Genomic DNA, 23,596 nt, shown 5'->3' on the forward strand with positions numbered 1-23,596 from the left:
CCCCTCGGCCCGTCCTACTCAGAAGCCGACCGCAAGGTCGGCTTTTTCTTTGCTGGCTCAATTGGCCAAGGCCAGGTTGCCGCTGAACAACGCGGCCAGATCCTGCGCCGGCCGGTCGGCATCCTCACGCAAGCGGACGGCGAATTCGGCGACCGGCACCGGCGGCAGATCAAGATCGCGCGGCGCCTCGACGATGCCGGAATGAGCGAAGCGCGCCGTCCTCAACGTCAAGGCGATGCCGGCGTGCACCGCCGTGCGCAAGCCGGCAAGGCTGGCACTGCCGGCAGCAATGCGGTAGCGACGGCCGGCCGCATCGAGTGCGCTGGTCGCCGCTTCGCGAAACCCGCAATGGGGATCGAGCAGCGCCAAGGGCAGTTCGTCGTGGCGGGTGGCCAGCCCGGTCTGTGAGCAAAGCCAGATCATTGGTTCCTTGAGCACACCGACTTCGTCCCGTGTCGGCACCTGCCGCATGGCAATGGCCAGATCAAGGGTGCCGGCCTGCAAAGCCTGCGCCAGTTCGGCGGAACGGCCGACGCGCAGTTCGATCCGGACGCGTGGATGGCTGACAGCAAAAGCCCTGAGAAGCTGCGGCAAGCCGCTGTCGGCGAAATCCTGCGTGGTGCCGATGGCGACGCGTCCGTCGGCGTGCGCGCCTTTGAGGGCCAGCCACGCCTCGCGGTGCGCGGCAAGGATGCGACGCGCGTGAACGATCAGATCCTCGCCTGCCGGCGTCAGGCCGCGCCCTCGCCCCTGCGGCACCAGCAGCGGTTCGCCGACAACATCCTCCAGCCGCTGCATCTGCGCGGTCACTGCGGACGGCGAGCGACTGACGATCGACGCGGCCCGCGCCAGGGAACCGCCATCGACGAAAGCGAGGAAAGTCTTGAGGAGGTCGGGATCGAACACCTGCATAATTCGATACTATCAAAGTGTTTATCAAAAACAATTCGATTTTTTTGAGCAAAGGACGATGGCATGATTTTCTCGACGGCGAAGAGGCGCCGCTTGAAACCGAGGAGAAGAAATATGCCGATCATCAATGTCAGCGTTACCGGCAAGCCCGATGCCGCTTTGTCCGCCGCCATTGCCAAGGAAGTGACCGAACTGACGGCCACGCATCTGCGCAAGGACGCGACGATCACAGCTGTTGCCATTTCCTATCACGACCCCGAGCACTGGTTCGCCGGCGGCAAGTCGCTGGCCGAGCATGGCACCAACACGGCCTGGCTCGACATCAAGGTTGTCGACGGCACCAACACCAAGCTCGAACTGGAGGCGTATCTGCAGGCAATTTTCGCGGCATTCGGCCGGCTGCTGGGTAAGGTGCATGAGGAAAGCTACGCCCTCGTGCATGAAGTGCCTGCAGCCGCCTATGGCTTTGGCGGCAAGACGCAGGAATTCCGCTTCATCAGCGGAAGGATGAAAGCGGCGTAGCTGCGATAGGCAGCCGAGCCGAATCAAGAAGGAAAAATGGAGCCGCATTGACGTTGATCCAACTTCGGCTAGGTTCTCACCCGAAGCGGCCACTGAAGAGCCGTGACGTGAGATCGTTGGGAGATGCGGCGATGATCCTGACACTGGCGCTGCTTGCGGGTCTTGTCGCGGCCTGGCTGCTGATCGGCGTGGTGGAGAAGTTCCGCCTCGGCCTGCGTTTGAGCCAGGCGCTGCTCTACGTGCCGTTCAAGCTCGCCTACCGGATCAGCGACGAGCGCATCAAGATTGCGCGCAGGTCGGTGGCCCCGGTCATCTATGTCATCTGGCATCAGTCACGCATCGAGCCGGCGCTGATGCTGTCGCTGCTGCCGGAGGACACGCTGCACATCCTCGACCAGGCTTCGGCCAGATCGCCGTGGCTGGAGCCGTGGCGCGAGCTCGGCCGCACCATCGCCTTCAACGCCGAGCATGTCTTCGTCAGCCGCAGATTGGTGCGGGTGCTGAAGGGCAAGGGCCGGCTCGCCGTTTACCTGCCGGATGCGGTCGAGCCAGACGTCAAGTCGTTTCGGTTGTTTCGCGCCATCACCCGTATCGCCATGCAGGCCGATGCCCGTATCGTGCCGGTCTTCGTTGCCGGCGCACGCAGCCTGCCGGCCTCGCTGACGCCGGCGGACAAGGCGCCGCGCCATTGGTTTCCGCAGCTGTCGATCAGCGCGCTGGAGCCGATGACCATCGCCGAGCTGGTGGCGCGGAACCCAGATCAGGCCTCCAACACCAATGCGCTGTTTGATCGCTTCGCCGAGGCCAGGCTTTTCGGCAGTGATCTCGACCGAGGGCTGTTCCTCGCCATGCGCGATGCGGCCGACCGTGTTGGCGCTTCGCACCCAATAATCGAGGACGTCATTGGCGGTCCCCTGAGCTACCGGAAAGTGTTCATCGGCGCCAGGGTTTTGGGCCGACGGTTCGAGGCAATAACAGCGCCGGGCGAAGCGGTTGGGCTGCTCCTGCCCAACGCCAATGGCGTCGTGCTGTCGTTCGTCGGACTTTTGTCGGCTGCGCGGGTGGCAGCAATGATCAACTATACCGCCGGCCCGGCGAGCGTCACCGCCGCCGTCCGCACGGCGATGATCCGAACCGTGGTCTCCTCACGCGCCTTTGTCGAAAAGGCCAACCTCGCCGACATCGTCGAGGCGGTGGAAAAGGGCGGGGCGAAACTGCTGTGGCTGGAGGATGTCCGCGCAAGCGTGACCGTGCTGGACAAGGCCGCAGCCGGCTTGCTGTGGCGCCGGCCGTTGCAGCGCCAGGATGCAGCCAAGCCGGCGGTGATCCTGTTCACCTCCGGCTCGGAAGGCACGCCCAAGGCCGTGGTGCTGTCGCACCGGAACCTTCTTGCCAATGCGATGCAGGCGGAAGCTCGCATCACCATCTCGCCGGCCGATATCCTGCTCAACGTGCTGCCGGTGTTCCACTCGTTCGGGCTGACCGGCGGCACCATCCTGCCGCTGGTCACCGGAGTAAAGCTGTTCCTCTACCCGTCACCGCTCCACTACAAACTTATTCCGGAGGTGGCGCGCAAGGTCCGGCCGACGGTGATGTTCGGCACCGACACGTTCCTCGCCAACTATGCCCGCACCGCCAAGGACGGCGATTTTTCCAGCCTGCGCTTCGTCGTGGCCGGTGCCGAGGCGGTGAAGCCGGAGACGCGCCGCGTTTACCGCGAGCGCTTCCAGGCCGAGATCATCGAAGGTTTTGGCTTGACCGAGGCCGCACCAGTGGTTGCCGTCAACACCGCCATCCACGGCCGCGATGGAACGGTCGGGCGGCTGCTGCCGGCCATGCGCATGAAACTCGAACCGGTCGAAGGCATCAGCGACGCCGGCCGGCTGTGGCTCGACGGGCCGAACCTGATGATGGGCTACATGACCGGCGACCGGCCTGGCGAGCTGCAGCCGCTCGAAGGCTGGCACGACACCGGCGATATCGTTTCGGTCGATCGCGAAGGCTTCATCACCATTCGCGGCCGCGCCAAGCGCTTCGCCAAGATAGCCGGCGAGATGGTATCGCTTGGTGCGGTCGAGATGCTGGTGCAGTCGCTGTGGCCGGAAGAGCATCACGCCGTGGTAGCGGTGCCGGACAAGCGGCGCGGCGAGCGCCTCGTTCTGGTCACCACCGCCGACAATGCCGATCCCCACGAATTGCGCGAATTTGGCAAAAAAGCCGGCGCGGCCGAACTGATGGTGCCGAACGACATCGTCAAGGTCGAGGAGATCCCTGTACTGGGCTCCGGCAAGACCGACTATGTCTCGACTAGAAAGCTGGCACTCGAGAGGCTGGGACTGAGCGCAGCCGCCTGAGGTTTGCTGTCGAGAACTCTAAAGCGCGTCGCGTTCGACCGGCCTTGTGCGACGCGCTTTAGATCCTTGCTTTTATGCATGCCGTTATCGCAAAACCGCTGCACACTTTTGCGCGAATGCATTAGAAGACCACCACCGACAACAGCAGAATGGCGCCGACGGCCATCATCAGCAAGCCCGGCCAGTTCTGCGACAGGCCGAGAAAACGGAGCCCGCGCCGCCGCGGCTCCAGGGTCGGACCTGGTGTCGCGAGATTAGGCGTCGGACTGTCCGGCGCGGTGGAGACAGCGGCCGGTTCACTGAGCCGCCCGCGCATGATGGCCGCAACCGCCATATAGACGAGGCCGGCGACAGTCAGTAACACGCCGATGAGGATGACAGCCATTTCTCCTCGTTTCCGATGGTTCTGCGCCCGATGCGGCAGCTTGACCACGAGCAGCCGCTCAGACGGACCTACCAAACACAAACGGTCTAGCCGCCCAGCAAGTTCCGAAAACGGGGTTTTTGAGGTGCGTTCCACAGCGCCGCGCGCTGTGTGAGCCGGTCCTGAGTCTAAACGGACGACCCTTTTCGGAATCATGCACTGCCAGGCGCAACGCGAACTGGCACCAAATCTGTCAGCCAATATCCGAGGACGGCACCTTCTCGCCTTCGCGCTTGGCGCGTCTCGAATAGGCGCGCACGCTGAACGGCAAGAAGACCAGATAGCCGGCAACCGAGGCCGTCAGCGTATACCAGGGATAGGTCATCAAAAGCAGGACGTAGAGGACGACTGCGAGGATGATCGGCAGCACCCTGTCGCCCGGTATCCTGACGCTCTTGCCGGAATAGACGGGCAGTCTGCTGACCAGCAGGAACGCCACCAATATTGTAAAGCCGGTGGCAATGAAGGCTGCCAGGCGGCTGGGTTCAAGCCCAAGCCTTAGGAAGAACAGATAGAGCGGCAGCATCACCAGCACCGCACCCGCCGGCGCCGGCACGCCGACGAAATATTCGGTCTGCCACTGCGGACGGTCGAGCTCTTCGTCGAGCACGTTGAAACGGGCAAGCCTCATCCCACAGGCGATGGTGAACAGCAGCGCGGCGATCCAGCCCGGCGAACCTGCCCTGTCGAGCAGAAAGGCATAGAGCACCAGCGCCGGTGCCACGCCGAAATTGACGATATCGGCCAGCGAATCCATCTGGGCGCCGAATTTGGAAGTCGCCTTCAGCATTCGCGCCAGACGGCCGTCGATACCGTCGAGGAAGGCCGCGAGCAGCACCATCACCACCGCTGGCTCGAAGCGGCCCTCGAAGCCGAAGCGAATACCGGACAGGCCGGCGCAGATGGCGAGCACCGTGACCAGATTGGGCAGCACCATGCGCATCGGGATTTCGCGAATGCGCGGGCCACCGCCGCCATGCGCCTCGAATTTCTTGAACGGCGGGGCCACCGGTCAGGAGATCCGCACGAGCGGCGTTGCGGCAACGCCGCCGAATTCCGCCAGCACCGTCTCACCGCCAACCGCGGTCTGGCCGACGGCGACACGCGGCGTCGCGGTCGAGGGCAGGAATACATCGACGCGCGAGCCAAAGCGGATCAGCCCGAAGCGCTCGCCGATGCCGATGGCGCCGCCGGGCTCGGCCCAGCAGACGATGCGCCGCGCCACCAGGCCGGCAATCTGTACCGCGGCGACCGTTCCATTGGGGCTTTCGATGACCAGCCCGTTGCGCTCGTTCTCGGTGCTTGCCTTGTCGAGTTCGGCGTTGAGGAATTTTCCTGGCCGATGCTCGATCCTGGAAATGCGGCCGCGCACCGGGGAGCGGTTCACGTGGCAGGAAAAGACGTTCATGAACACCGAGATGCGGGTCATTTCACCGCCGCCGAGGCCAAGCTCGCGCGGCGGCACGGCCGGGCCAACCGCCGAGACGATGCCGTCGGCCGGGCTGACAACCAGCCGGTCATCGATCGGCGTGACACGCTCGGGATCGCGGAAGAAATAGGCGCACCAGGCCGTCAGGATGAGACCGATCCAGAACAGGGTCGAGGAGAAGTAGCCAAGAAAGAGCGTCGCCGCGCCGAACGCAGCGATAAAGGGATAACCCTCGCGATGGATCGGAACGAACGCATTCTTGATCGTATCAACGAGGCTCATGGGATGAGGGCAACCTTGGTTCCAAGTCCGGCCTCAATAGCGGAAACACCCCGCGGTCGCAACGCGACAATGAGAGCGCTCGGGGGGTGGCGGTCGCCGCCGTTTCAGGATGCCGTTAGTAGCATCCGGACTGCCGAAGTGATCAACCGGAAAATGTTCATTGCGATTGTCGGAACGCAGCACTCTCGCCCGTCCTTGGCAAGACAGCGCCTCTCATCGGCCTTTCGGCCATGACGATTGGCGCAAACCCGGAGGTTCTCGGCCCATGCAGAAATCAGCAGCTAGGCAAGTGCAAGTGGTGATGAACGGCTTGGCCTTCGGCGAGTCGCCGCGCTGGCACGATGGCCGGCTGTGGTTCTGCAACTGGGGCACAGGCCAGATCATCGCCGTTGACGCTCTGGGCAACAGCGAGATCGCGCTCACCGTGCCGGCCACCCTGCCCTATTCCATTGACTGGCTTCCGGACGGGCGGCTGCTTGTCGTCTCCGGCTGCGAAGGGGTGGTCCTCAGGCAGGAGGCAGACGGGAGGCTGGTCACCCATGCCGATCTGAGACACCTCTCGAAGAGCCCGTGGAACGAGATCGTGGTCGATGGGCGCGGCAACATATACGTCAATGGCGGTGGGCCTGCTCCGGGTCCCGGCCAGCATTTCGGCCCCGGCACCATCGTGCTGGTCGCACCTGATGGCTCGGTTCAGCAGGTGGCTGATAACCTCGCCTTCGCCAATGGCATGGCGGTGACGCCTGACAACAAGACGCTGGTCGTTGCCGAGTCCCACGCCAACCGGCTGACCGCCTTCGACATCGCTGCCGATGGCGGCCTTTCCAACCGCAGGGTCTGGGCCAATCTCGGCAACGGTTTTCCCGATGGCATCTGCCTAGATGCCGAAGGTGCGGCGTGGTACGCCGACGTTCCCAACCGGCATTGCGTGCGGGTGCGCGAGGGCGGCGCGATGCTCGAAAGTGTCGATGTCGACCGCGGCTGCTTTGCCTGCATGCTCGGCGGCAGCGAGGGAAAAACGCTGTTCATCGTCGCAGCCGAATGGCGCGGCTTCGAACATATGATCAGCGATGCCCGTACCGGCCAAGTGCTCAGCGTCGACGCTACCGCGCCGGGCGCCGGCTGGCCGTAGAGAGCTTACATCCCGGGAATCCGCTGATAGTTGGCAATATCGGCCTTGACGCCAAGTCGCGCGATGGTCTCCTGAGGCTTGAAGCCGCTGCGCTCATGCGCGGCCTTGATGATCGGCACGACCTTGTCGACGGCGGCCTGCCCTTCCCATTCGACAATGGTCACGAGGTTGAACTCGCCCGGCCCCGAGAATTGCTCAAGCAGGAAATCCTGGACGAACCCTTGCTGCTGGCGCAGCAATTCATGCGTCATCCGGACCTTGGCAAGAATCTCCTCGCGGGCGTTGGCCGGAACGACAAACTTGTCCACCCGGAATACACTGCCGCCACTAACTGCCTGATTTATCCCATTCATATCGATTGTCTCCGTTTTTGAACGACGCATCTTGCTGCGATCCAAAACGGCCTACGATCTCAACTTAAGTTGAGGTCAAGCACGAATTTTCAGCTCACCTCCGAGGTGCGGCGGCGGACGACGACGCCGAACTCGTCGCTTTCGCGGGCAATGCGCAGCCGCTCCTCGGCCTCGCTTGCCTCGCGCTGGCGGTCCCACATCGATGCATAAAGGCCGCGCTTGGCTATCAAGGCGACATGGGTGCCGCGCTCGGCGATCTGGCCATCCTGCAGGACGATGATCTCGTCGGCCGAAATCACTGTGGACAGCCGATGGGCGATGACGAGGGTGGTGCGGCCCTGGCTGACCAGGTCGAGTGCCGCCTGGATCTCCTGCTCGGTGTGGCTGTCCAGCGCCGAGGTCGCCTCGTCGAGCATCAGGATCGGCGGTGCCTTCAAAATGGTGCGGGCAATCGCCACCCGCTGCTTCTCGCCGCCGGACAGTTTTAATCCGCGCTCGCCGACCATTGAGCGATAGCCGTCGGGCAGCCGCTCGATGAACGGTCCGATCTGGGCCAGTTCTGCCGCCTTGCGCACATCCTCCTCGCTGGCGCCGACGCGGCCGTAGCGGATGTTGTAGGCGATGGTGTCGTTGAACAGCACCGTGTCCTGCGGCACCATGCCGATGGCGGCGCGCAAGCTCTCCTGCGTCACGTCGCGAATGTCCTGGCCGTCGATCAGAATCTTGCCGCGCTGGATGTCGTAGAAGCGAAACAAAAGCCGCGAAATGGTCGACTTGCCGGCTCCGGAGGGGCCGACGATGGCCACCGTCTTGCCGGCTGGCACCTCGAAGCTGATGCCCTTCAGGATCTTGCGGTTGGGGTCGTAGGAAAAATGTACGTCGCGGAACTCGACCCTGCCGGCATCGACGACCAGCGGCTTGGCGCCCGGCCGATCGACGATCTCACGCTTGACGTCGAGCAGATCGAACATGTTTTCGATGTCGGTCAGGCCCTGGCGAATTTCGCGGTAGATCATGCCGATGAAATTCAGCGGCACCGAAAGCTGCATGAGCATGGCGTTGACGAAGACGAAATCGCCGACGCTCTGTGTGCCCGCCTTCACCTCGAGCGCCGACATCACCATGACGACGGTCATGCCGATACCGAAGATCACACCTTGGCCGAAGTTCAGCCAGCCAAGCGAGGTCCAGGTCCTGGTCGCCGCCAACTCGTAGCGCGCCGTGGACCGGTCGAACCGCTCGGCCTCCATGGTTTCGTTATTGAAATATTTGACTGTTTCGTAGTTGAGTAGCGAGTCGATCGCCTTCGTGCTGGCTTCATTGTCGCTTTCGTTCATCTCACGGCGGATCGAAATACGCCAATCGCTCGCCCTGACGGTGAACCAGACATAGAGCCAGACCGTGACCGCGATCACCAAGACGTATAGCCAGCCATAGGTGACGGCGAAGATGCCGGCGGTGAGCGCGAATTCGACGATTGTCGGCGCCGTCGCCAGCATGGTGAAGCGGACGATCGTCTCGATGCCCTTGGTGCCGCGCTCAATGACGCGCGACAGTCCGCCGGTGCGCCGTTCGAGGTGGAAGCGCAGCGACAGTTCGTGCATGTGCACGAAGGTGCGGAAGGCGAGCCGGCGCACCGCATGCTGGCCGACCCGTGCAAACAGGGCATCGCGTAACTGGTTGAAGCCGAGTTGCACCAGCCGCACGGCATTGTAGGCGACGACCAGCATGACCGGCGCCAGCAGCAGGGCCGGCAGCGGCGGCGGCGATTTGCTATCGCCGGCCAGTGCGTCGGTCGCCCATTTGAAGAAATAGGGTCCGGCCACCAGGGTCAGCTTGGCGACAACCAGCAGTACGGTGGCCCATACCACTCGGGCCCTCAGGTCGGCGCGGTCGGCCGGCCACATATAGGGCCAGAGATTGCGCAACGTTCTGAAGGTCGAGCCGGAATCTGCGGAAACGGTTTTCTCGGCCATTCTTGTTTACCTTTATGATTTCAGCGGCCGGAGCAGCAGGAATCGACCAGCGCGGCCAGCGATGCCGAAACATCGGCGAGCGCGGCGCGGTCGAGCTCATAGCGCGAGCGCTGGCGGTCAGGCTCGAAGCGGATCAGCCCGGCCTCGACCAGGATCTTCAAATGCTGGGAAACGGTGGACTGCGCCAGGTCGAGATGTTCGACGACCTCGCGACAGCAGCAGGAACGGCTTGCGGAAAGGTGTTTGAGAATTTCGATCCGCGCTGGATGCGAAAGGGCCGCGAGCCGGACAGCGACAGCGCGGCTATCCGGCATGCAGTTGGCCGGCGTGCAGTTGGCCGGCGCGCGTTCATCTGCCGCGCGGCTTCGGTCCGTTACGAGGGGGGATTCGGTCATCGTCCATCGGCGATAAACGATGACTGGCCCTGCCGCAAGCTATCCTGATGGGCAGAACGGCTATTCGGCCTTGACTGGCGCCGTCGTCATCTGGTCGCCCATTGCCTTGAGATCGGCGGGCTCGCCTTCCTTCGATTTCTCCGGCACCTTGAACACCTGCCCCGGCCAGATTCGGTTCGGATTGCTGATCTGGTCCTGGTTGGCGAGATAGATGGTCGAGTAGCGCATGCCCTGGCCATAGACCCGCCGCGAAATCCGCCACAGCGTGTCATGGCGGCGGATGATGACTGCGCCATCGGCATGTTCGAGCTTTGGCGCCACGGTCTCGGGCGTTTCGCCCGGAGGCGTTGCGACAGCCGTTTCGGCCGGGGCCTCGGTTGCAGGAGTGGGGGCAGTTGCGGGCGTTTCGGTGGCCGTTGCCGGTGCGCCTTCGGTCGCCGGAGCATTCGGCTCGGCTGGTTTTATCCCGGCAGGCTTCTGCTCGGCCGGCGCCACGGCCGCAACCGCCTCACCAGGCTCGCGCTCGAACGGCACAGCCGCACGGGCAACCACCGTCACGCCGTCGGCATCGAGCGCATCGACGTGGATGGTGTAGGTGCCGACCGGGATGTCGCGTGTCGCTTCGACCAGGAAGTGGCGGTCGGGCGAGGTCTTCGCGTCACCGAGCAGGATATCGTTGGCATACGCACGCACCTTGCGGCCGGGATCGGCGACGCCGGCAACGAAAATCTTGTTGCCGTCGATTTCGACAGCTTCGACGACGATCTTCGGCTCCACCGCGGGAGTGGCGGGCGCTGCCGTAGCCGGCGCGGCTTCAACAGCGGCCGGCGCGGCAGGAGCAGACGCTGCTGGAACATCAGCCGCCGGGGCGGCTGGCGCCGGCGCTGCGGCAGCCGGCAATTCGGTGCCCGTGGCGGGTGGCTGAACGGCCGCCTGTTCGCCGACAGACGGCGAGGCGTCAGATTTCGCCTGAGGGGCCGGAACAGTGAGCAGTTCGGACGGCTTGCCCGGCTCCTCGACCATTGCCAGCACCTGGCCGGTGGAATTCTGGGGGATCGAAACGACGGCGGTCTGCGCCGAGGCGGTCACGACATTGCCAGCTGTAGAGCGCAGCGTGATCGTATAGTCGCCGGGCTTCAACGGATCGTCGAGAACAATGGCAAAGGCGCCGTCAGGGCCGGCGACCGTCGAGCCGAGCACAGCCGAACCGTTGAGAATCTCGACCTTGGCGTTGGGCGCCGCATTGCCGGCGACGACGATCGAGCCGTTGCTTTCGACGCGCACGATGTCGAAGGTCGGCACGATTGCACCTGCTGTGGCCGGCGCGGCAGGCGCTGCCGCATCGGTGGACGCGGCAGACGCAGGCGGCACCCGGGCCTCGGTCGCCGGAGCGGCCGGTTTCGAAGCCGGCGGCGTCAGCGCCGCGACCTCCGCAGGCCGGGTAGAATTGAGATACGGGTCGAGTGCGCCCGATACATAGCCGGTTCCCGCTGCTGCGACAGAGCCGCCAGCCGCGAACAAAAACGCCTTCAATGGATTAATTGCCATGTTTCCCTGCCCCTTAGCCACCTAATTTCGGTCTAGCCTGTTTTGCCAAAGCCGACAAGAAAAAGCCCGCCCCGGGGCTTGACCATGCCTATAGTCCCTATCACCAATCATAACATGAACACGATTCGATCTGTCTGCGTCTATTGCGGCTCGTCCCCGGGCCGAGATGAGACCTATATCAAGGCCGGACACCTGCTTGGCCGCTCGATCGCCAAGTCCGGCCTGCGTCTGATTTATGGCGGCGGCACTAAAGGGATCATGGGTGCCGTCGCTGAAGGGGCATTAAAGGCCGGTGGCAAGGTAACCGGCATAATTCCGCGTTTTCTGATCAACCGGGAGGCGACCGAAACCGCGCTTAACCGGCTCGACGAGCTCGTCATCACCGACAACATGCACCAGCGCAAGCACAGGATGTTTGAGAAATCCGACGCCTTTGTGGCGTTGCCCGGCGGCATCGGCACCGTCGAAGAGATCGTCGAGATCATGACTTGGGCACAGCTCGGCCATCACCGCAAGCCGATCGTCTTCGGCAACGTCGGCGGGTTCTGGGATCCGATGCTGGCGTTGCTCGACCACATGGCAACGGAGGGCTTCATCCACACGGCGCAACGGGTCAAGCCGCTGGTGGTCGAGGATCCGGAAGCAATCGTCGCCGCTATCATGGTGGCGGGATCCTCCGTCGATGCACCGACGGAGGGCGTGCAGTCGGTGATTGATAAGATGTAGAGTGAATGGTGAATGGTGAATGGTGAATGGTGAATGGTGAATGGTGAAGTAGAAGACTTTCCAAACCGGCGCCTGTCTATTCACTATTCACTATTCACTCCTTGCCTACTGCCTTCCTCAAGTCTCCGATGACCGCACGCTTGTCCTGACGCCGCCAGGCGAGATGGATCGAGACGGTGCGTCCAAACCACGGCAGATCGCGAAACACGGTCTGAGGCGGCGCGGCACTCCGCAGGCTGGCCTGCACCGTCGCCAGCCCAAGCCCGGCGCTGACCAGGCCCAACGACGTCAACGGATCGGTCGTCTCATAGGCAATGTCGGGCAGGAAGCCCGCCTTCGCGCAGGCGGCGAGAAATTGGCTGCGGTTGGTGTCGTCAGGCTGGCGCACCACCGTGATCCAGGTGCGTCCGTCCAGTTGCTGCGGCAGTATCTCCGCGATTTCTGCCAATGGATCGCCTTCCGGCATCGCCAGAACCAGCGGCTCGCGCATAATGAGCATGGCGGCGATGTCGGGATCGTCGGCAGGAGGAGGCGTGTAGACGAGGCCCAGATCGAGCGATCGTTCGCGCAGCGCTTCGATCTGGGCGGCGGAACGCTGACCCTTCAGTTGAAGATGAAATTCGGGCCGGTCGCGGCGAAACTGGCGCAGCATCCGAGCGACAAGCCCGGCATGGACCGCACCTTCCACATAACCGATGGCGAGACGACCGACCGTACCGCTGGCGAGATTGCGGCCGAGTTCCTCGAGCCGTCTTGCATGGGCCAGCAGCGCACGCGCCTCGGCAAGAAAAGCGCGGCCCTCGGCATTGAGATGAACACGCTGCCTCGCCCTCTCGAACAGTGCGACGCCCAGCTGCTCCTCCAGCTGAATGATCTGACGGCTGAGCGGCGACTGCGAGATGTGCAGCAATTCGGCGGCACGCCCGACGTTGCCGGTTTCGGCCACCGTGATGAAATAGCGGAGCTGGCGCAGGTCGAACATTGTTGCTTCGATGCTCAAGTCCCGTGAGGTCTCAAATTTAGCCTAATCAGTCTTGGACTGTCTGGCCAGCAGAAGCGAATATTTCCGCCATTCCAACGGCCAACATCAGGAGATTCCGATGCAGTTCTTTGCCCTTCTAGCGCGCAACACCGAAAAGTTCACCGACGCCGATTTCGCGCCGCTGCTGCTTGGCGAGGCCGAGCAGCGCCGCACGCTCTATGCCGAAGGCGCCGTGCGTCAGGTGTGGAATCGGGGCGACATTCCCGGCAGCGGCATGATGTTCGAAGCCGGCAGCGATGCCGACGTGCGCCACCATCTTGCAACTTTGCCGCTGGTCAAGGCCGGCATGATGGCTATTGCCGCCGTCGTGCCGCTGCAGCCATATCCCGGCTTCGGGCCGAAGCGCTGAGCGCTCGTGAAAGACGCGGCTGCCGGCATTAAGACCGGCCAGCCGCCTTTCTTCGTTATGCGGCTCGAGCTGATGCGGAAACGGTCTTGCGCGCCGAAGAAAACATCGACCAGGAGTACATCGCCAGTGCCGCCCAGATCAGCCCGAAGGCTATGGCCTGAACACTGCCGAAGGGTTCGCCGAAAATCAGCACCGCGATCAAAAAGACGATCGTCGGCGCGATATATTGCATGATGCCGATGGTGGAGAGGCGCAGCAGCCTGGCGCCGAACGCAAACAACAGCAGAGGCACGGCGGTGACCGGACCGCAGCCGATCAGCAACGCGGTGTCGTTCAGCGAGCTGGAGACGAAATGATCCTGTCCTGTGGCGATCAGGAAGATGATGTAGCCGAGTGCCGGCACCGACAGCAGCAGCACTTCAAGCAGGAAGCCCTGGCTCGGGCCGATTGGCAGCGTCTTGCGGAAGAAGCCATAGGCGGCAAAGGAAAAGGCCAGCACCAGCGATACCCAGGGCAGCTTGCCGGCGTCGATGGTCAGCACCGCGACCGCGATTGTCGCCAGCACCACCGCCGCGATCTGCAGGCGGTCGAGCCGCTCGCCGAGGAGCAGCGCGCCGACAACGACGCTGACCAGCGGGTTGATGTAATAGCCGAGCGCGGTCTCGATGGTGCGGTCGACCGCGATCGCCCAAACATAGATGCCCCAGTTGACCGAGATCAGCGCCGCCGTCAGCACCGCCATCGAAATGATGCGCGGCGAACGAACTGCCGCTTTGAAATCGGCAGTGCGGCCGGCCCAGACCAGGACAGCGGCCGCGATCGGCACCGACCAGACGATGCGGTGGGCAATGACTTCGGCCAGCGGCAGATGCGCGACAGCCTTCATGTAGAAGGGCAGCAGCCCCCAAAGCAGGTAGGCACCGAGCGCCAGCAGGAAGCCGCGACGAGCTTTGGTATCGGGCTCGATTTGAAGTGCTTGGGTAGCCATGGCCCAAGGCTATGCGCCAGCGGCTTGCCCAAAACCATCGCAAATTGCTGATGGATCAATGGAGTCTCGCTGATGGTTCAACGCAACTGTCGATTTCGACAATTGCCGCTGCATGCGAGAGTGAGTGCCGCGGTCCTACCCCAGCACAAAACGATCTCTCAACGCTGAGCAGGCTTTTCCTTGAGTTCGAAAAAGACACTGTCGGGCGTGCCTTCATCGTGTCTGAAGCCCGTCAGCTCCGCCGCGAGATCGAGGGGAAGGTCAAAAACAAGATCGACCTCGGCACCTTCGGTATCTTGTTGATCTTGTTTTGAAAAACACTGCCGCTTCAGCGCTTCGAACGACGCGGGTAGATCACCCGTGACATGCAGGTCCCTAACGGTCTTGTCTCCGCTATGCCAGACTTTCCAGATGTTCCTTCCGTCACGCCAGAATTCGGCGCGTGCAAACATGACATGTTCTTCTACGTGCGCGATAATGACTTCTCGCCCTTGCGAGATCGCGGCCAGATATTGCTGAGGCGGGTTCGGAAAGCTGCAGGGATCGAGAACGATGATCGCCCAGTTCTTTTTGCTGGCATGGGCATTCACCGGTGCTTCGAAAATCTCCGATGGATCGCCAATCTCGCGCCCGAACAAGGCCGCAGCCTCTTTTATTCCGTAACCACGAAAGCCCAGCCAGCTTATCGAGAAGCCCATTTCCTCACTCCGCCGCTGCCAATCCCGCCATGTCGCGGTTCTTCATCAGCTTGTAGACGATCGAATCCATCAACGCCTGGAACGAAGCGTCGATGATGTTTTCGGAGACGCCGACCGTCCACCAGCGCGCGCCGGTGCCGTCATGCGATTCGATCAGCACGCGGGTGATCGCCTCGGTGCCGCCATTGAGGATACGCACCTTGAAGTCGGCCAGCTCGAGATCGGCGATTTCGCTCTGGAATTTGCCGAGATCCTTGCGCAGCGCAATGTCGAGCGCGTTGACCGGGCCATGGCCTTCGGCGACCGACATCTTCTCCTCGCCCTCGACCAGCACTTTCACGATCGCCTCCGAGACCGTCTTCAGCTGGCCGTTGGCGTCGAAGCGGCGCTCGACCATGCAGCGGAACGAAGTGACGCGGAAGAATTCCGGCAGGCCATGCAGCATCTTGCGCGCCAGAAGCTCGAAGCTGGCGTCGGCGCCTTCGTAGGCGTAGCCCTCCGCCTCACGTTCCTTGACTACAGCGATCAGCGCGTCGAGGCGATGGTCATCCCGGGGCATGTCGATGCCGCGCCGCTTCAGCTCGGCCAGGAAATTGGCCTTGCCACCTTGGTCCGAAACCATGACGCGGCGGCGGTTGCCGACAGTCTCTGGCGGCACATGCTCGTAGGTCGCCGGCTCCTTGGCCAGCGCCGAGGCATGGATGCCGGCCTTGGTGGCGAAAGCGGAGGCGCCGACATAGGGCGCTTGCGCTTCGGGCGCGCGGTTCAGCAACTCGTCGAAGGCGCGGGATAGGCGCGATATACCGGTCAACGCCTCTGCCGAAATGCCGGTTGCAAAGCGGCCCGAAAAGGCCGGCTTCAACGCCAGTGTCGGCACGATCGAGATCAGGTTGGCGTTGCCGCAGCGCTCGCCGATGCCGTTCAGCGTGCCTTGGATCTGGCGCACGCCGGCCTCCACGGCGGCAAGCGAATTCGCCACCGCCTGGCCGGTGTCGTCATGGGCGTGGATGCCGAGATGGTCGCCCGGTATGCCGGCCGCGATCACCTTTTCGACGATGACGCGCACCTCGGAGGGCTGCGTGCCGCCATTGGTGTCGCACAGCACCACCCAGCGCGCGCCGGCATCGTAGGCCGTCCTGGCGCAGGCCAGCGCATAATCGGGGTTGGCCTTGAAGCCGTCGAAGAAATGCTCGCAGTCGACCATCGCCTCCTTGCCGGTAGTGAGCGCCGCCTCGACCGAGGCCTTGAGCGCCTCGAGGTTCTCCTCATTGGTGCAGCCGAGCGCGACGCGGACATGGTAGTCCCAACTCTTGGCGACGAAACAGATGGCGTCCGACTTCGACTGGACCAGCGCGGCAAGCCCAGGATCGTTCGAGATCGACACTCCTGCCCGTTTGGTCATGCCAAAGGCAACGAACTTGGCATCGGCCGTGCGACGCTCGGCAAAGAAGGCGGTGTCGGTTGGATTGGCGCCGGGGTAGCCACCCTCGACGTAGTCGATGCCGAACTCGTCGAGCAGCTTGGCGATGGCGATCTTGTCCTCGACGGAGAAGTCGACACCCGGCGTCTGCTGACCATCGCGCAGCGTGGTGTCGAACAGATAAAGGCGCTCGCGAGCCATGGTCATTTCCCGGCAAACATGTCCGTTGCGCGGATCAGCCTGTCGAGGATGCCCGGCTCCGAATAGGCGTGGCCGGCGCCTTCGATCAGATGGAAATCCGCTTTCGGCCACGCCTTGTGCAGCGCCCAGGCGTAACGCGCCGGGCACGGCATGTCGTAGCGGCCGTGAACGATGGTACCCGGGATATCCTTAAGCTTCCATGCATCGCGCAGCAGCTGTCCCTCTTCCAGCCAGCCGGCATGGACGAAATAGTGGTTCTCGATGCGGGCGAAAGCCAGGGCATAATCATCCTGGCCGAAGGGACCGCTGGTTTCCGGTTCCGGCAGCAGTGTGATCGTCTCGCCCTCCCACAGGCTCCAGGCGCGGGCGGCCTCGACCTGCGCCACAGGATCGCTGCCGACCAGCCGTTTGCGGTAGGCGGCCATCATGTCGCCGCGCTCGGCCTCCGGGATCGGCGCCAGAAACCGCTCCCACTTGTCGGGGAACATCTCCGACACGCCGAACTGGTAGTACCATTCGAGTTCGGCGCGGGTCAGCGTGTAGATACCGCGCACGACCAGTTCGCTGACCCGCTCGGGGTGGGTCTCGGCATAGGCCAGCGCCAGCGTCGAACCCCACGAACCGCCGAACACCAGCCATTTGTCGAAGCCGCACATTTTTCGCAGGCGCTCGATGTCGGCGACCAGGTGCCAGGTGGTGTTGGCTTCAAGCGAGGCATTGGGCGTCGATTTTCCGCAGCCGCGCTGGTCGAACAGGATGACATCGTACAGCTTCGGATCGAACAGCCGCCGGTGCTTTGGCGAAATGGTGCCGCCCGGCCCGCCGTGCAGGAAGACAGCCGGCTTGGCCCCTCTGGTGCCGGAGCGCTCCCAATAGACCTGATGGCCATCGCCAACGTCGAGCATGCCGGACTCGAAAGCCTCGATCTCGGGATAGAGGGTACGGAATTCGCTGCTCATAATTTCAGGCCCTGCTGCGGCCAGTTGGCCGTCTCGTGATCTGGATGCTGGAAGGAGATGATGGATTCCTGTCGCGCGTAGAAATCCGGGTCGTCATGGATCGGCGCGTCGAAGATCGTCTCGACCCAAGGCAGCCTGGCGGCGTAGTTAACCTGGATCTGCGGCGCCAGATCGGAACGGTCGTCGAAGGCGCCGATGGCGATCTCCAGCGCGCCGGGCTGGCGGTAGGTCAGCGGTGTGCCGCAGCGGGCGCAGAAGCCGCGATCGATGTTGACCGACGACTGAAAGTAACTCGGCTCCTCGCGCACCCATTCGACGCCGTCGCTCGGCACTGTCACCAGCGCGCCGAAAAACGACCCGAACTGTTTCTGGCACATGCGGCAATGACAAATGGACGGGCGGCCGAGCGCCCCGTGGATGCGAAAGCGCACGGCGCCGCACTGGCAGCCGCCGGTACGAACGGTTTCGGTCATGATTTTTCCTCCGGCGGCCATTGTTCGGTGTTGTGGTCGGGATGTTGGTAGGAGACGAGATCGGCGAGATAGGAGGCCGACGAGACGTCGGCCATCGTTTCCTCACCTGGCAATTCGTGGACGTGATCCACGTACGGGAGCTTGGCTTCGACACCCCATTGGATGGTCGGGGCGATCTCGTCGGGGTGGTCGAATGTGGCGATGGCGAGGGCCACCCCGTCGGGCGCTTCGAAGGTCAGCGGCGTGCCGCATTCGGCGCAGAAACCGCGCAAAGCCGCGTTGGACGAGCGGAAGCGTTTGGGCTCACCGCGCGTCCAGTCCAGCCTTGCGCCGCGCACCGAGACCAGCGGCAGGTAGAAATTGCCGCTCGCCTTCTGGCACATGCGGCAATGGCAGACGGAAGCATCGCCGAGCGCTCCTTCGACGCGGAAGCGCACCGCGCCGCACTGGCAGCCGCCTGTATAGACCGGTCTGTTGTCGAGGCTCATCGCGCACTACTCCGGGGCATGGCAAACCGCCTCGACATTGTTGCCGTCGGGATCGAAAACAAAGGCGCCATAATAGTTCGGATGGTAGTGCGGGCGCAGGCCCGGCCCGCCATTGTCCTTGCCGCCGGCGGCAATCGCCGCGGCGTGAAAGGCATCGACCTCGGCGCGGCTGCGAGCGGTGAAGGCGACATGCTGATGATCCTTCGGCTTGTCCTTGCCGGCATGCAGCCAAAACACCGGCCGGTCGCGGCCGTAGCCGCCGACCTTGGCGCCGCCGGTATATTCCTGCGGCACCATGTAGAGCAGCGAGGCGCCGAGCGGCGCCATCGCCTTGTCGTAAAAAGCCTTCGACGCGTCGAAATCCGAAACGGTGATGCCGAGATGATCGATCATCTTTTTACCTCCCAGGTGGTGATGCGTTCGCCGGTGACGGGGTCCTTGCCGTCCTTCAACTGGATGCCTTGCGTCAGCAACTCGTCGCGGATGCGGTCGGCCTCGGCCCATTTCTTGGCGGCGATCAGCGCGAGGCGTTTGGCGATTCTGTCGTTGATTGTCTCCCTAAGCTGCTCGATATCCACACCTGCGCTAGCAGCTCTCTTACTAGTCCAGGACTGGATAGATTGATGTTCGAAGCCGAGTACATCGAGGCAGAACCGTAGCCTTGATCCAAAGGCGCCTTCAACGTCGTGGACAATTTTGTTCCGTAACGTTTGGATATATTTGATTGCCTCGGTCGTATTTAAGTCGTCGCCCAAAACCCGTAAAAACTCTGTATCTCGAACGCCGTTAGGATATTGGGAACCGAGCGTTATGAGATCGTTTGCGATCTTCAGAGCCTCTTCCAGCTTGCGTACGGAAAAGTCGATCGGCTCGCGATAATGCGTCATCAGCATCGCCAGCCTGAGCACCTCGCCAGGCCATTTGCGGCCGCCAAAAGTCTCCGTCTCCAACAATTCGGTGATCGAATAGAAATTGCCCAGGCTCTTGGACATCTTCTGGCCCTCGACCTGCAGGAAACCGTTGTGCATCCACACCTTGGCCATCGTTTCGGTGCCGTGGGCGCAACGCGACTGCGCGATCTCGTTCTCGTGGTGCGGAAAGATCAGGTCGAGACCACCGCCATGGATGTCGAACACCTCGCCGAGATAGGCGGCCGACATCGCCGAGCACTCGATGTGCCAGCCTGGCCGACCCCTGCCCCACGGGCTGTCCCAGCCCGGCTCCTCGGGCGAAGACAATTTCCACAGCACGAAATCCTGCGGGTTCTTCTTGTGCGCATCGACGGCGACGCGGGCGCCTGCCTGCTGCTCGTCGAGATTGCGCTTCGACAACTGCCCGTAATCCGGCATGGAAGCGGTGTCGAACAGGACTTCTCCAGCCGCGACATAGGCATGGCCGCGTTCGATCAAGCGCTGAATCAAGAAGATCATGTCGACCTTGCCGTCGGGCCTGGGCTCGACGAACTCGGTGGCGCGCGGCTCGACCGTCGGCTCCAGGCAACCGAGCGCCGCCACGTCCTTGTGGAACTGACCGGCGGTCTTTTCGGTGACCCGCCTGATCGCTTCGTTCAGCGACAGCCTGCCAGAGGCAATCTCGCCGCCGAAATCGCGCAGTGCGCGGGCGTTTATCTTGTCGTCGACGTCCGTAATGTTGCGGACGTAAGTGACGTGCGCTTGCCCGTAGAGATGGCGCAGCAAACGGAACAGCACGTCGAAGACGATCACCGGCCGCGCATTGCCGATATGGGCGAAGTCGTAGACCGTCGGGCCGCAGACATACATGCGCACGTTGCGCGGATCGATCGGGAAGAAATCCTCCTTGCTCCGCGTTAGCGTGTTGTAGAGGCGCAGGCTCTTCGATGCGTCAGACATACGTGCGTTCCCGGTGCGTTACTTTGGCATGATCTTTTGGGATCGTGCTCTGGATGGAGTCGGTTACGCCGAGGCGCAAATCGGGGTCCAGCCTGCTGGCCGGGGCGTTTGTCCAATCTGGGAGGAGATGAGGCGAAAACGTCCAGGACCAGCGCGAGGCTAGCCGATAATGCAAATGCCACAAATGGCGAAAGACGTTTTCATGGCCGGCTTTATCGCCTTGCCCGGTGTTGCCGTCAAGTCGCTACCTTCGCCAAAAATATCGTTGGCTCACAGGAATTGAGCCACTGAAACATTTTATTAAACAGGTCGGCACTGTGATGAAACATTCGCCGGCTAGATCAGCAAGCGTCACGATTTGGTCGGATTCGGCCAGCAAACGCAGACATGAAGACGTTACCAGGGAAGAGAACAATGCCTAAGCAAGAATCCAACCGCGCCAAGCAACCGGCGCTCGCCAGCCACTACCGGGCGATCGGCCCGGCAGCAATCGTCGCAGCTCTTCTGCACACCGCGAAGAAGAAGAAGCCGGCGCAGAAGATCGTTTCGCCGCGCGCTGCCTGAGAATGCCGTCGGGAAGATTGAGGCGCTCACGGCGCACCAGCAATAGTAGCTTTTGCTAAAATAAATTCATCTGACTGTCGTTCGCGCCGGACTTCTGGCGCCTGACCTTCTCAGGCTCAGGCTCGACGACGCCCTTCTCCTGAATCTCCGGCCCGGTATTGGCGACCTTGTTGACGAGGTCGGAAACCGGGATCGCTTCGAAGAAATCGGGCTGGGCGGGTCTCAGCAGATGGGCCACATCGCGCGGCTCGAGCGTGCTGCAATCCAGCCAGCGCGCGAAATCTTCGGGATGGATCACCACCGGGATGCGGTCGTGGATATGGGCAGTATCGGCATTGGCGTGGGCGGTCAGAATGGCGCCGGTGTCCATTTCCGAGCCGCCCGGCTCGGCATAGGTCTCAATCAGCCCGGCGAAGGCGACAAGCCCGCCACGCCTTGGTCGCACCCAATAGGGCTGCCCTCTTCTGCCACCGGTTTGGTGCCATTCGTAGAATCCCGAAGCCGGTACCAGGGCGCGGCGATGGCGCATGGCAGCGCGAAACGACGCCTTTTCCGAAGCCCCCTCAGAACGCGCGTTGAACAGCAGCGGGAAGTTACGCGTATCCTTGACCCAGGCCGGGATCAGGCCCCAGCGCACCAGCATCGAGCGGCGGTCGGGCAGGTTCGAGCCCGGCGCCTGCGGCAATCCGGCGAGCGCCATCAGCACCGGCTGCGTCGGCGCGATGTTGTAGCGGGCCGGAAACTCCTCAAGTTCCGCCAGGCTGAGAAAGGCGGCGGTCTGGTCCGGAGTGGCGGTCAAGGCAAAGCGTCCGCACATGAATTCAGCTCTCGAATTGGTGGCATGTGAAAGTGGCCATGGAACCCGCCTTTCGCAACCGCTAAAGCTGTTCGCCGACGGCCGGTCCACAACGGGCTATGCCAATCGAGCGATCCGAAGCCCATGGAAGCACGCAAGATCATTCCGGCAGTCTCGGTCTGCGTCGTGCGCGAGAACACGGTGCTGCTGGTCAAGCGGGCCAGGCCGCCCTCGCAAGGCCTCCATGCCTTTCCCGGCGGCAAGGTCGAAGCCGGCGAGACGCTGGAACAGGCAGCACGGCGCGAATTGCTGGAAGAGACCGGATTGCAGGCGCGCAGCTACCAGCCGCTGCGGGAAATCCACATCGACGGCAGCGGCGACGGGCATCCGGTCGACTACTGGCTGACGGTGTTTGGGGCCAATTATGCTGGCGGCGAGGCGGTGGCCAGCGACGACGCCGAAACCGCGGCTTTCTATACGCTGGCCGAAATGACAGCGATGCCGCTCGCCGATGCGGTGTTTGAAATTGCGGACGATCTACTCGGTCCCAACAAAGACGGCGAGACCTGAGCCAGAGAATCGCCTTGCAGGCGACAAATTGTTTCAGCACAAGGACTCATGAGCCGCACGTCTTCGTTTCTCGCCGCATGCCTCGCCGCCAGCGTGGTTGTCGGTGCGCGCCCGGCGATTGCTGCCGAAGCACCGTTCGAGCCTGGTCTGATGCGGCTGGCGGAAGTGCTTGGCTCGCTGCATTTCCTGCGTAATCTGTGTGGCGAGAAGGGCGATCGGTGGCGAGCCGAGATGGAAAAACTGATCGCATCGGAAAATCCGAACCCGGAGCGGCGCGCCCGCTTCATCGCCAGCTTCAACCGCGGCTACCGGTCGTTCGGCGGTACTTATACGCAATGCACCGCCTCGGCCACGGAAGCCATCAGCCGCTACATGAAGGAAGGCGAGACGCTGTCTCGCGACATCGCTTCGCGCTACGGAAACTGACGACGGCAGCTGCCGTTCCGGCAAACCGGCATCAACCGCGGCGCTGTGGGCGGCGGACGCGTTCGACACTTCTCCGCTTGCCTCGGGTGAGGTCTTGGTGCAAACCTGATGTTGCACTTTTGCAACTATGTTAACGAAACGTTAGCGCGCGAATGTGAAATTAACTCAAACTGAAGGTTTCCGTCCCCTTGGCCGGCCTAATCGGCTAAGTTTGAAACGGATCGGACGCAGGTTTGCTGGACGCGACGGAATTGTAGAAGACGACCAAAAAAATGTCGTATTTACAAATACTTACTGCGCCTGCGTGTAAAAGGGACAACTCAAGCTTGATCCCTGTCCAACGGATCACCGCTTGAAAGGGTGGAAATCGCAATGGAACATGGCGTCAACGACATCGACGCGCTGGTCAGGGAAGAAAAGCGCCTGACCGCCGTGGAAAGCCACAGCGAAGCCTGGGCAGAAGGATTGTCGGCCGGGATCGAGCCGGAAATCATCGCCGAGGCAGCCCTCGAAACGGCATTCGGCGAAATGCTGCGCACCAATGGCGAGACCTCGGCGCTTGCCCTGCTCGATCGCATGCGTGAAAAGGTGATTGCCGGGGCCTTCGAGCCCGAAAGACTGCGGCACTGACCCCGGTTCTTTGACGACGGCGCGCCGCCGGACATCATGTCCGGGCACATGGATGGGCTGGAACCAGG

General features: G+C 62.7%; 27 protein-coding genes. 9 read left to right on the forward strand and 18 right to left on the reverse strand.

Annotated features, from left to right (window positions below; all coding sequences use genetic code 11):
* Positions 1–57: 57 nt before the first annotated feature.
* Complete coding sequence (locus NKJ23_RS15010; RefSeq protein ID WP_352680778.1) at positions 58–912, reverse strand: LysR substrate-binding domain-containing protein; 855 nt, start codon at positions 910–912, stop codon at positions 58–60.
* Positions 913–1,026: 114 nt separating this feature from the next.
* On the opposite strand from NKJ23_RS15010, the gene NKJ23_RS15015 reads away from it, so the two are divergent.
* On the forward strand, positions 1,027–1,434 hold the full coding sequence (locus NKJ23_RS15015; RefSeq protein WP_023677725.1) for a tautomerase family protein: 408 nt from the start codon (positions 1,027–1,029) through the stop codon (positions 1,432–1,434).
* Between the two features lie 131 nt (positions 1,435–1,565).
* On the forward strand, positions 1,566–3,788 hold the full coding sequence (locus tag NKJ23_RS15020; protein ID WP_352680809.1) for an AMP-binding protein: 2,223 nt from the start codon (positions 1,566–1,568) through the stop codon (positions 3,786–3,788).
* 121 nt (positions 3,789–3,909) lie between these two features.
* On the opposite strand, the gene NKJ23_RS15025 is transcribed toward NKJ23_RS15020, so the two are convergent.
* The 3 genes from NKJ23_RS15025 to NKJ23_RS15035 all read right to left on the reverse strand — a co-directional run bounded on the left by NKJ23_RS15025 (position 3,910) and on the right by NKJ23_RS15035 (position 5,923).
* Positions 3,910–4,173, reverse strand: a complete 264-nt coding sequence (locus tag NKJ23_RS15025; protein ID WP_352578953.1) for a hypothetical protein — start codon at positions 4,171–4,173, stop codon at positions 3,910–3,912.
* Positions 4,174–4,405: 232 nt separating this feature from the next.
* Complete coding sequence (locus NKJ23_RS15030; protein WP_023677728.1) at positions 4,406–5,221, reverse strand: CDP-alcohol phosphatidyltransferase family protein; 816 nt, start codon at positions 5,219–5,221, stop codon at positions 4,406–4,408.
* A 3-nt stretch (positions 5,222–5,224) separates the two neighbouring features.
* Entirely contained in the window at positions 5,225–5,923 is a 699-nt protein-coding gene (locus NKJ23_RS15035) for a phosphatidylserine decarboxylase (protein ID WP_352680779.1), read from the reverse strand.
* Positions 5,924–6,188: 265 nt separating this feature from the next.
* Here NKJ23_RS15035 and NKJ23_RS15040 point away from each other — a divergent pair, with 265 nt between their 5' ends.
* A complete protein-coding gene (locus NKJ23_RS15040; RefSeq protein WP_352637881.1) occupies positions 6,189–7,055 on the forward strand; it encodes an SMP-30/gluconolactonase/LRE family protein in 867 nt (288 codons plus the stop codon).
* A 5-nt stretch (positions 7,056–7,060) separates the two neighbouring features.
* On the opposite strand, the gene NKJ23_RS15045 is transcribed toward NKJ23_RS15040, so the two are convergent.
* The 4 genes from NKJ23_RS15045 to NKJ23_RS15060 form a co-directional block, all read right to left on the reverse strand.
* Positions 7,061–7,408: an antibiotic biosynthesis monooxygenase gene (locus tag NKJ23_RS15045; RefSeq protein WP_352680811.1), complete on the reverse strand. Its 348-nt coding sequence runs from the start codon at positions 7,406–7,408 to the stop codon at positions 7,061–7,063.
* 89 nt (positions 7,409–7,497) lie between these two features.
* Complete coding sequence (locus NKJ23_RS15050) at positions 7,498–9,384, reverse strand: ABCB family ABC transporter ATP-binding protein/permease (protein ID WP_352501837.1); 1,887 nt, start codon at positions 9,382–9,384, stop codon at positions 7,498–7,500.
* A gap of 20 nt (positions 9,385–9,404) precedes the next feature.
* Positions 9,405–9,779 carry an ArsR/SmtB family transcription factor gene (locus tag NKJ23_RS15055; protein WP_352637880.1) on the reverse strand — a complete coding sequence of 125 codons (375 nt, stop codon included), beginning with the start codon at positions 9,777–9,779 and terminating at the stop codon, positions 9,405–9,407.
* A gap of 60 nt (positions 9,780–9,839) precedes the next feature.
* Positions 9,840–11,327 (reverse strand): LysM peptidoglycan-binding domain-containing protein, encoded by a 1,488-nt coding sequence (locus NKJ23_RS15060; protein ID WP_352680780.1) that lies wholly within the window; start codon positions 11,325–11,327, stop codon positions 9,840–9,842.
* Between the two features lie 114 nt (positions 11,328–11,441).
* On the opposite strand from NKJ23_RS15060, the gene NKJ23_RS15065 reads away from it, so the two are divergent.
* Positions 11,442–12,053 (forward strand): LOG family protein, encoded by a 612-nt coding sequence (locus NKJ23_RS15065; protein ID WP_023677735.1) that lies wholly within the window; start codon positions 11,442–11,444, stop codon positions 12,051–12,053.
* A gap of 94 nt (positions 12,054–12,147) precedes the next feature.
* Here NKJ23_RS15065 and NKJ23_RS15070 read toward each other — a convergent pair whose 3' ends face one another.
* Entirely contained in the window at positions 12,148–13,053 is a 906-nt protein-coding gene (locus NKJ23_RS15070) for a LysR substrate-binding domain-containing protein (RefSeq protein WP_352637878.1), read from the reverse strand.
* A gap of 100 nt (positions 13,054–13,153) precedes the next feature.
* On the opposite strand from NKJ23_RS15070, the gene NKJ23_RS15075 reads away from it, so the two are divergent.
* Positions 13,154–13,444: a muconolactone Delta-isomerase family protein gene (locus tag NKJ23_RS15075; protein ID WP_352680781.1), complete on the forward strand. Its 291-nt coding sequence runs from the start codon at positions 13,154–13,156 to the stop codon at positions 13,442–13,444.
* 55 nt (positions 13,445–13,499) lie between these two features.
* On the opposite strand, the gene rarD is transcribed toward NKJ23_RS15075, so the two are convergent.
* From rarD to cysS, 8 genes are all read right to left on the reverse strand, one after another.
* On the reverse strand, positions 13,500–14,432 hold the full coding sequence (gene rarD / locus NKJ23_RS15080) for an EamA family transporter RarD (RefSeq protein ID WP_352680782.1): 933 nt from the start codon (positions 14,430–14,432) through the stop codon (positions 13,500–13,502).
* Positions 14,433–14,590: 158 nt separating this feature from the next.
* Positions 14,591–15,130 (reverse strand): hypothetical protein, encoded by a 540-nt coding sequence (locus tag NKJ23_RS15085; RefSeq protein ID WP_352680783.1) that lies wholly within the window; start codon positions 15,128–15,130, stop codon positions 14,591–14,593.
* A 4-nt stretch (positions 15,131–15,134) separates the two neighbouring features.
* A complete protein-coding gene (gene cimA, locus NKJ23_RS15090) occupies positions 15,135–16,757 on the reverse strand; it encodes a citramalate synthase (protein WP_352680784.1) in 1,623 nt (540 codons plus the stop codon).
* Positions 16,754–17,710, reverse strand: a complete 957-nt coding sequence (pip, locus tag NKJ23_RS15095) for a prolyl aminopeptidase (RefSeq protein ID WP_352540787.1) — start codon at positions 17,708–17,710, stop codon at positions 16,754–16,756. The genes cimA and pip overlap by 4 nt, the downstream gene beginning before the upstream one ends.
* Positions 17,707–18,183 (reverse strand): GFA family protein, encoded by a 477-nt coding sequence (locus NKJ23_RS15100; protein WP_352448982.1) that lies wholly within the window; start codon positions 18,181–18,183, stop codon positions 17,707–17,709. The genes pip and NKJ23_RS15100 overlap by 4 nt, the downstream gene beginning before the upstream one ends.
* Positions 18,180–18,671 (reverse strand): GFA family protein, encoded by a 492-nt coding sequence (locus NKJ23_RS15105; RefSeq protein WP_352680785.1) that lies wholly within the window; start codon positions 18,669–18,671, stop codon positions 18,180–18,182. Before NKJ23_RS15105 ends, NKJ23_RS15100 begins: the two co-directional genes overlap by 4 nt.
* A gap of 6 nt (positions 18,672–18,677) precedes the next feature.
* Positions 18,678–19,064 (reverse strand): VOC family protein, encoded by a 387-nt coding sequence (locus NKJ23_RS15110; protein ID WP_352454382.1) that lies wholly within the window; start codon positions 19,062–19,064, stop codon positions 18,678–18,680.
* Positions 19,061–20,542: a cysteine--tRNA ligase gene (gene cysS, locus NKJ23_RS15115; RefSeq protein WP_352680786.1), complete on the reverse strand. Its 1,482-nt coding sequence runs from the start codon at positions 20,540–20,542 to the stop codon at positions 19,061–19,063. Before cysS ends, NKJ23_RS15110 begins: the two co-directional genes overlap by 4 nt.
* A gap of 414 nt (positions 20,543–20,956) precedes the next feature.
* Here cysS and NKJ23_RS15120 point away from each other — a divergent pair, with 414 nt between their 5' ends.
* Positions 20,957–21,106, forward strand: a complete 150-nt coding sequence (locus NKJ23_RS15120; protein WP_023677745.1) for a hypothetical protein — start codon at positions 20,957–20,959, stop codon at positions 21,104–21,106.
* Between the two features lie 55 nt (positions 21,107–21,161).
* On the opposite strand, the gene NKJ23_RS15125 is transcribed toward NKJ23_RS15120, so the two are convergent.
* Positions 21,162–21,923, reverse strand: a complete 762-nt coding sequence (locus NKJ23_RS15125; RefSeq protein WP_352622565.1) for an SOS response-associated peptidase — start codon at positions 21,921–21,923, stop codon at positions 21,162–21,164.
* A gap of 123 nt (positions 21,924–22,046) precedes the next feature.
* Here NKJ23_RS15125 and NKJ23_RS15130 point away from each other — a divergent pair, with 123 nt between their 5' ends.
* The 3 genes from NKJ23_RS15130 (at position 22,047) to NKJ23_RS15140 (ending at position 23,528) form a co-directional block, all read left to right on the forward strand.
* Positions 22,047–22,472, forward strand: coding sequence for an NUDIX hydrolase (locus tag NKJ23_RS15130; RefSeq protein ID WP_352680787.1), 426 nt, complete (start codon positions 22,047–22,049; stop codon positions 22,470–22,472).
* A 48-nt stretch (positions 22,473–22,520) separates the two neighbouring features.
* A complete protein-coding gene (locus tag NKJ23_RS15135; protein WP_352680788.1) occupies positions 22,521–22,898 on the forward strand; it encodes a TIGR02301 family protein in 378 nt (125 codons plus the stop codon).
* Positions 22,899–23,270: 372 nt separating this feature from the next.
* On the forward strand, positions 23,271–23,528 hold the full coding sequence (locus NKJ23_RS15140) for a hypothetical protein (protein WP_023677749.1): 258 nt from the start codon (positions 23,271–23,273) through the stop codon (positions 23,526–23,528).
* Positions 23,529–23,596 lie beyond the last annotated feature (68 nt).

The sequence above is a fragment of the Mesorhizobium sp. M0184 genome (assembly GCF_040322215.1).
In the GTDB taxonomy this organism is placed as follows: domain Bacteria; phylum Pseudomonadota; class Alphaproteobacteria; order Rhizobiales; family Rhizobiaceae; genus Mesorhizobium.